This window comes from Rhizobacter sp. P2_H2 (assembly GCF_056403375.1).
The window spans coordinates 1-7232 of the sequence record NZ_JBFUFP010000191.1 but is presented as its reverse complement, the minus strand read 5'-3'; the positions used below and the strand labels follow the sequence as shown (position 1 = coordinate 7232).

General features: G+C 70.4%; 7 protein-coding genes. 6 read left to right on the top strand and 1 reads right to left on the bottom strand.

Annotated elements, in window-relative coordinates; translation table 11 throughout:
- The 5 genes from AC1D15_RS12805 to AC1D15_RS12785 form a co-directional block, all read left to right on the top strand.
- A partial coding sequence (locus tag AC1D15_RS12805; protein ID WP_477826270.1) for a (2Fe-2S)-binding protein occupies positions 1–711 on the top strand: 711 nt, incomplete at its 5' end.
- A gap of 128 nt (positions 712–839) precedes the next feature.
- On the top strand, positions 840–1928 hold the full coding sequence (locus AC1D15_RS12800; RefSeq protein ID WP_477826269.1) for a glycoside hydrolase family 5 protein: 1089 nt from the start codon (positions 840–842) through the stop codon (positions 1926–1928).
- 77 nt (positions 1929–2005) lie between these two features.
- Positions 2006–2959, top strand: coding sequence for a DNA-binding protein YbiB (gene ybiB / locus AC1D15_RS12795; protein WP_477826268.1), 954 nt, complete (start codon positions 2006–2008; stop codon positions 2957–2959).
- Positions 2956–3774 carry a uroporphyrinogen-III C-methyltransferase gene (gene cobA / locus AC1D15_RS12790; RefSeq protein WP_477826267.1) on the top strand — a complete coding sequence of 273 codons (819 nt, stop codon included), beginning with the start codon at positions 2956–2958 and terminating at the stop codon, positions 3772–3774. Before ybiB ends, cobA begins: the two co-directional genes overlap by 4 nt.
- 58 nt (positions 3775–3832) lie before the next feature.
- Positions 3833–4963 (top strand): sterol desaturase family protein, encoded by a 1131-nt coding sequence (locus tag AC1D15_RS12785; RefSeq protein WP_047503020.1) that lies wholly within the window; start codon positions 3833–3835, stop codon positions 4961–4963.
- On the opposite strand, the gene AC1D15_RS12780 is transcribed toward AC1D15_RS12785, so the two are convergent.
- Complete coding sequence (locus AC1D15_RS12780; protein ID WP_477826266.1) at positions 4964–6112, bottom strand: MFS transporter; 1149 nt, start codon at positions 6110–6112, stop codon at positions 4964–4966.
- A 101-nt stretch (positions 6113–6213) separates the two neighbouring features.
- On the opposite strand from AC1D15_RS12780, the gene AC1D15_RS12775 reads away from it, so the two are divergent.
- The coding region (locus tag AC1D15_RS12775) for a BaiN/RdsA family NAD(P)/FAD-dependent oxidoreductase (RefSeq protein WP_477826265.1) at positions 6214–7232 on the top strand (1019 nt) is incomplete at its 3' end.

Sequence of the window (7232 nt, the reverse complement as noted above, 5' to 3'; positions counted from 1 at the left end):
CTGACGACCTCGGCCTTCTGCCCGCGCTTCAAGCAACCCGAGCTGAAGCACGCCGCCATCAAGGTGCTGAAGGCCGAACTGCCGTGGCGCCTGCTCGGCGTGGCCTGGCTGCCGGAAGACGAAGCGCTGCGCGTGCGCGAGGCGCTGAAGCCGCTGATGGACGGTTTCGCGTTCGCGAGCTGCGTGCCGTTCGGCCGCGAGCGCAGCGGCGTGCTGTTCCGCGCCGCGGCCTACGAGCCGGTGCCCGATGCCGTGCTGGAGCGCATCGAGGCCCTGCTCGGCCTGGCCGCGCCCGAGGTGCTGCACTACGCCGACAAGCGCCGCGGCCAGCGCCGCGCGATGCGGCTCGCGCGCCATGGCACCGATGAGGCCCGCCTCGAAGGCTTCCTGCTCGCCGGCGACATCAGCGCCGAGGTCTGGATCAAGCCGCTGCTGCAGGACGAACTGCCGGCCCAGGCCTACGGCCGCCTGCTGCTGAGCCCCGGCGCACGCGCGCCGGTCGCGGTGCCGGCCAGCGGCAAGCAGGTCTGCACCTGCTTCAACGTCGGCGAGCCGGCCGTCCTCGCGCAGCTCGAACGCTGCAGCGGCCCGGCCGACGCGCAGCTCGCGCAACTGCAGGGCGCGCTGAAATGCGGCACCAACTGCGGTTCGTGCATCCCCGCGTTGAAACGCATGGTTCGCGCCAAGTTGCAGCCGGTTCATGCGACCTAGCGGGCCGAGCGCCGGGCCGTCCCAAGCCGGCCCGCATCCCCTCGGGGGATCGGTCGCCGTACCCGGCGGCCGAGGGGTGGTCATCTCTCTAGAATCGCCATCGAACAACAACGATGGAGACAGACAGCATGACGATCCTGAAGCGCGCAGCCCTGCTGCTGGCCTGCGCCTGCAGCCTGCTCGCCGCCTGCGCCAGCGCGCCAGCCTCGCTCGCCGACTACCCGCCGATGCCCGCCGGCGCGGCACCGGGCGCCTCGACCCCGGCCATCGAGACCGCCCGTGCAATGGGGCGCGGCGTCAACTTCGGCAACATCTTCGACGCCCCCACCGAAGGCGCCTGGGGCCTGCGCTTCGACGCGACACTGGTCGCGAAAGCCGCCGAGGCCGGCTTCACGAACGCCCGGCTGCCGGTGCGCTGGAGCAACCATGCGTCGGCCGACGGCGAGGCGCGCATCGACCCCGAATTCTTCAAGCGCGTCGACGAAGCGGTCGATGCGCTGCTCGACAAGGGCTTCATCGTCGTGCTGAACATGCACCACTACCGCCAGCTCGACGGCGATGCGCTCGATGGCAGCGAAGCCCGGGTGGCCGACGGCCTGCATGCGCTGCGTTTCCTGAACATGTGGAAACAGATCGCCCAGCACTACAGCACGCGAGGCCCCAAGCTGGTGTTCGAGCTCTACAACGAGCCGCACGGCGCGCAGACCACCCGCTGGAACGACCTCGCCGCGCGCGGGCTGCAGGTGGTGCGCCGCAGCAACCCGACGCGCATCGTGATCATCGGCCCGACGCAATGGAACAGCGCGAATGCGCTCGCGAGCCTGGTGCTGCCGAATGACGCGAACCTGATCGTCACGGTGCACCACTACGAGCCGTTCCACTTCACGCACCAGGGCGCCGAATGGGCCAGCGGTGCCGCGGCCTGGCTGGGCACGCCCTGCTGCGACGCTGCGCAGCTCGCGCAGATGCGCGGCCCGCTCGACACCGCGCTCGCGTGGTCGCTGCGCCACCGCTACCCCATCTACCTCGGCGAATTCGGCGCCTACGGCAAGGCCGGGATGGACTCCCGCGTGACCTACACGCGCCGCATGCGCGACGAGGCCGAGCGCCGCGGCTTCAGCTGGGCATATTGGGAACTGGCATCGGGCTTCGGCGTCTACGACCCCGCGGCACGCGACTGGCGCGAACCGCTGAAGAACGCCTTGCTCGGCCCCTGAGCCCTTTCTTAATACATGCCTCATCAAATCGTCGTCGCATTGGCCCGGTACTTGCGAAACTCGCTCTGGGAGAGCCCATGAGCATCACGAACTACATCAAGGAAATCGGTCGCGGCAAGGAAGGCGCCCGCTCGCTGTCACGCGAGCAGGCGCTCGACCTGATGGGCCAGGTCCTGGACGGCCAGGTCAGCGACCTCGAACTCGGCGCCTTCGCGATGGCGATGCGCATCAAGGGCGAATCGGTCGACGAGCTGGCCGGCTTCCTGCAGGCGGCCTCGGCGCGCTGCCTGCCGATCACCTGCGATCGCACCCTGGTGGTGCTGCCCTCGTACAACGGCGCGCGCAAGCTGCCCAACCTGACCCCGCTGCTCGCGCTGATGCTCGCGCAGGAAGGCGTGCCCGTGCTGGTGCACGGCATGCCCGAGGATCCGGGCCGCGTCACCACCGCCGACATCTTCCAGGTGCTCGGGCTGCCGCTCGCGCGCAGCGCCGACGACGTGGCCCAGGCCTGGCGCCGCCGCGAGCCGGTGTTCATGCGCACCGATGCGCTGTGCCCGCCGCTCGCCCGCCTGCTCGACGCGCGCTGGACCATCGGCCTGCGCAACTCCGGCCACACCGTCGCGAAGCTGCTCGACCCGTGCGCGGCCGGCCAGGCGCTGCGCGTCGTCAACTACACGCACCCGGAGTACGGCGCGATGCTGACCGACTTCCTGCAGCGCACCACCGCGAACGCGCTGCTGATGCGCGGCACCGAGGGCGAACCGGTCGCCGACCCGCGCCGGCTGCCGCGCCTGGACGTCTTCATCGACGGCCAGCCGCGCAGCGAGCTGTCGCTGTCGGCCCACGACGGCGTGCTGCGTGAACTGCCGGTGCTGCCGCGCACCTGCGATGCGGCCACCACCGCGATGTACATCCAATCGGTCATCAGCGGCGAGAAGCCGGCGCCCGCGCCGCTGACGCAGCAGGTGGCCTGCCTGCTCGACAGCCTCGCGGCGCTGGAGCGGGCGCATCCGAAGGAGAAGACGGCATGACGGTTCCTGTGCAACCCGGCCGGGTGACGCTGGGTCATGTGACGCTGGTGGGGGCCGGCCCCGGTGACCCGGAGCTGCTGACGGTCAAGGCGATCCGCGCGATCCGCGCCGCCAGCGTGCTGCTGGTCGACGACCTGGTCGGCGACGGCGTGCTGCGCTACGCACGCCGTTCGGCGCGCGTCATTCATGTCGGCAAGCGCGGCGGCTGCGCGAGCACGCCGCAGGCCTTCATCGAGAAGCTGATGGCCGCCGAGGCACTGAAGGGCGAGCGCGTGGTGCGTCTGAAGGGCGGCGACCCGTTCGTGTTCGGCCGCGGCGGCGAGGAAATGCAGCACCTGCGCGCGCTGGGCATCGAGGTGTCGGTGGTCAACGGCATCACCTCGGGCCTGGCCGCGGCGACCTCGCTCGACGTGCCGCTGACGCACCGCGACCATGCGCACGGCGTCATCCTGGTGACCGGCCACGCGAAGGAATCGGGCGCCTCTCCCGACTGGCCGACGCTCGCCGCCGCGGCCGCGCAGGGGCTGACACTCGTGATCTACATGGGCGTGGCGCAGGCGGCCACGCTGCAATCGGGCCTGCTGCAGGCGCTGCCGGCGCACACGCCGGTGGCCGTCGTGCAGCATGCGAGCCAGCCGCAACAGCGGCATGCTGTCGGCACGCTCGGCGACCTGTGCGGGCTGATCGAGCGCGAGCAGCTCGGCAGCCCGGCGATCATCCTGGTCGGCGAAGTGTTGCGCGGGCTGCAGGCGCGTGACGATCTGCCGGGCAACGTGCGCGAATCCCTCCAAATGGGGGTTGTCCGGGTCGCCTGAAGCGCGGGGCGTCGCCGCATAATCCCCGGCCACAAGATGCTGGTGGAGTGAGGACCTGATGCTCAAGATCGACAAGCTGAACCGCCTGACGGCTTCGCACGGCCCGCTGGAGCGCGGCCACGGCATGGTGACCGGCGTGATCGCGCTGGGGCTGTCCATCCTGTGCTTCCTGGGCGTGATCGCGTTCCACTTCCCGCAGTACCTGACGACGCCGCAGCTGCGCCAGTCGTACGACGTGGCGGTGATCCGGCAGGTGATGCTGGTGGCACTGGTGATCGCCGGCTCGCTGTCGCTGTTCAACATCATCCGCGGGCGCTCGCGCTGGCTGGCCTTCGCGTCATTCGTGCTGGTGGCGGCCACGCTCGCCTGGGGCGGGCACAAGGTGCCGGTCAACGACTTCGCCGACAACACGCCGTACATCGGCCTCGACTGGTTCATCCTCGACCTGCTGGGCTCGACGCTGATCTTCGTGTTCATCGAGAAGCTGTTCGCGCTGCGCCGCGAGCAACCGGTGTTCCGCGCCGAGTGGCAGACCGACTTCCATCACTTCATCGTGAACCACATGGTGGTGGGCTTCATCCTGCTGGCGACCAACCTGCTGGTGCACAAGTTCTTCGGCTGGGCCGCCAACGACGGCGTGCGGGGCTGGGTCGCGAACCTGAACTTCTGGGTCGCGCTGTTCCTGATCGTGCTGGTGGCCGACCTGGTGCAGTACTGGACGCACCGCGCGTACCACGAGGTGCCGCTGCTGTGGCGCCTGCATGCGGTGCACCACAGCGTGAAGAGCATGGACTGGCTGGCCGGCTCGCGCCAGCACATCCTCGAGCTGCTGATCACGCGCACGCTGGTGCTGGCGCCGATCTACGTGCTGGGCTTCAGCAAGGAAGTGATCGATGCGTACATCGTCGTGGTCGGCTTCCAGGCGGTGTTCAACCATGCCAACGTCAGCGTGCGGCTCGGCCCGCTGCGCTACCTGATCGTGACGCCGAACTTCCACCACTGGCACCACTCGCAGGACGACGAGGCGATCGACAAGAACTACGCGGCGCACTTCGCGTTCCTCGACTACCTGTTCGGCACCGCGGTGAAGGCGGATCGCAAATGGCCGGATCAGTACGGGGTGGTCGGCGACTATGTGCCGAACGGGTTCTTCAAGCAGCTGAAATTTCCGTTCGTCTGGAAAGGCTGATCAAGCCGCCGCAAGCCTCAACGCCCGCGGCGCTGCCGCCGCGAGGATYCCTGCGAACAGCGACACCGTCGCGAGACCGAGCGTCAGCGATGCGTGCTCCGCGATGATTCCGATCAGCGGCGGCCCGGCCATCATCCCCAGGTAGCCGACCGACGCGACCACCGCGATGCCGTGCGCCGGGTTCGCATCCACCTTCGCCGCGGCGCTGAACAGCACCGGCACCACGTTCGCGAAGCCCAGGCCCACCAGCGCGAAGCCGACCAGCGCCACCACCGGGTGCCCGATCAGCAGCACCGCCGCCATCGCGGCCGCGGCCAGCGCCGCGCTGCCGCTCATCAGCACGGCCGGCGACACCCGCTCGCGCACCCAGTCGCCGGCGAAACGCGCCGCCGCCATCGCGGCGCTGAAGCTCGCGTAGGCCAGCGCGGCGAAGCTCGCCCCGCTGGCGAGTTCCTGCTTCATGTACAGCACGCTCCAGTCGTACATCGCGCCCTCGGCGATCAGGCCCAGCGCCCCCAGCACGCCCAGCAGCGCCAGCAGCCCGCGCGGCAGCTCGAAGCCGCCCTTGTCGTCCGACCCGGCGATCGTGCGCAGCATCACCGCCCCGGCCGCGCCGATCGCCGCCGCGCCCAGCACCGCCATCGCCACCAGGTGCGTCGCGCCGCCGACCTCGTGCGACAGCAGCACGCTGCCCAGCCCCGCGCCGACCATGCCACCCAGGCTGAACATGCCGTGGAAGCCGCTCATCAGGCTGCGCCCGGCACGCTGCTCCAGCTCGCCGGCCGCCGCGTTGATCGACACGTCGAACAGGCTGGTGCCGACGCCGAACACCACCATCACCGCCACCAGGCCCGCATAGGCGTGCGACGACAGCAGCAACGCCAGGCACAGCGCGGTCGCGCCGCCCGACAGCAGCGCCGCCCGCCGCGCCCCCAGCCGCCCCACCCAGCGGCCCGCCTGCGTCAGCGTCGCGACCGCACCGACGCCGGCGGCCAGCATCGCGATCGCGAGCGCCTGCTCGCCGAGCGCGTAGTGCTGCTTGATCGTCGGCACGTGCACGCCGAAGCTCGCGAACAGCACGCCGGCGACGAAGAACTGCAGGCGCACGGCCCAGGTGGCGCGCGCCACGGCGATCGGATCAGGTGTCATCGGTGGGGAGCAATCGGTTGCGTGAGGTCGGAAAGCGGCTGATTCTAGGAAGGGCCCGTGACCCGACCTGTCACAGATTGCGCTGCCGGGATAATCCGGCGATGCATTCGTACGACGTGGTGGTGATCGGCGCAGGCGCGGCCGGCTTGTTCTGCGCGGGGATCGCCGGCCAGCGCGGCGCCCGCGTGCTGCTGATCGACCATGCCGAGAAGCTGGCCGAGAAGATCCGCATCTCCGGCGGCGGGCGCTGCAATTTCACGAACCGCGATGCCGGGCCGGCCAACTTCCTGTCGGAGAACCCGAATTTCTGCCGCTCGGCGCTGGCCCGCTACACGCCGCAGGATTTCATCGGCCTGGTGCAGCGCCACCGCATCGCGTGGCACGAGAAGCACAAGGGCCAGCTGTTCTGCGACGAATCGGCCGAAGACATCATCGGCATGCTGCTGCGCGAATGCGAACAAGGCGGCGTGACGCGCTGGCAGCCGTGCAGCGTGGCGGCGGTGCGCGGCGAGCCGGAGCGCTTCGAGCTCGATACGGCGCGCGGCCCGGTGCGCTGCCGGCGGGTCGTCATCGCSACCGGCGGSCTGTCGATCCCGAAGATYGGCGCSACCGATTTCGGCTACCGCATCGCSAAGCAGTTCGGCCACAAGCTGGTCGACACCCGGCCGGCGCTGGTGCCGCTGACCTTCGCGGCGGCCGAGTGGGCGCCGTTCGTCGAGCTGGCCGGGCTCTCGCTGCCGGTGGCGATCAGCACCGGCGCCGGCAAGGCATGGGCCCGTTTCGTCGAGGACCTGCTGTTCACGCACCGCGGGCTCAGCGGGCCGGGCGTGCTGCAGATCTCGAGCTTCTGGAAGCCCGGCACGCCGCTGCAGCTCGACCTGGCGCCCGACCGCGACCTGGCCGCGGAATTCCTGCACGCCAAGGCCGGCTCGCGCAAGCAGCTGGGCAACGAGCTGGCGACGCTGCTGCCGGCCCGGCTGGCCTCGGCCTGGCTGCAGGCCCGCCCGGGCTTGTCGGATCGCCCGGTGGCCGACCTGAAGGACCGCGACCTGCAGCAACTGGCCGCCGGCCTGCAGGGCTGGCAGCTGACGCCCGACGGCACCGAGGGCTACCGCAAGGC

What these genes read in the sequence shown, in the direction of transcription:
- ybiB (WP_477826268.1), top strand. Translation starts at nt 2,006, where the DNA reads ATGAGCATCACGAACTACATCAAGGAAATCGGTCGCGGCAAGGAAGGC.
- AC1D15_RS12800 (WP_477826269.1), top strand. Translation starts at nt 840, where the DNA reads ATGACGATCCTGAAGCGCGCAGCCCTGCTGCTGGCCTGCGCCTGCAGC.
- AC1D15_RS12785 (WP_047503020.1), top strand. Translation starts at nt 3,833, where the DNA reads ATGCTCAAGATCGACAAGCTGAACCGCCTGACGGCTTCGCACGGCCCG.
- cobA (WP_477826267.1), top strand. Translation starts at nt 2,956, where the DNA reads ATGACGGTTCCTGTGCAACCCGGCCGGGTGACGCTGGGTCATGTGACG.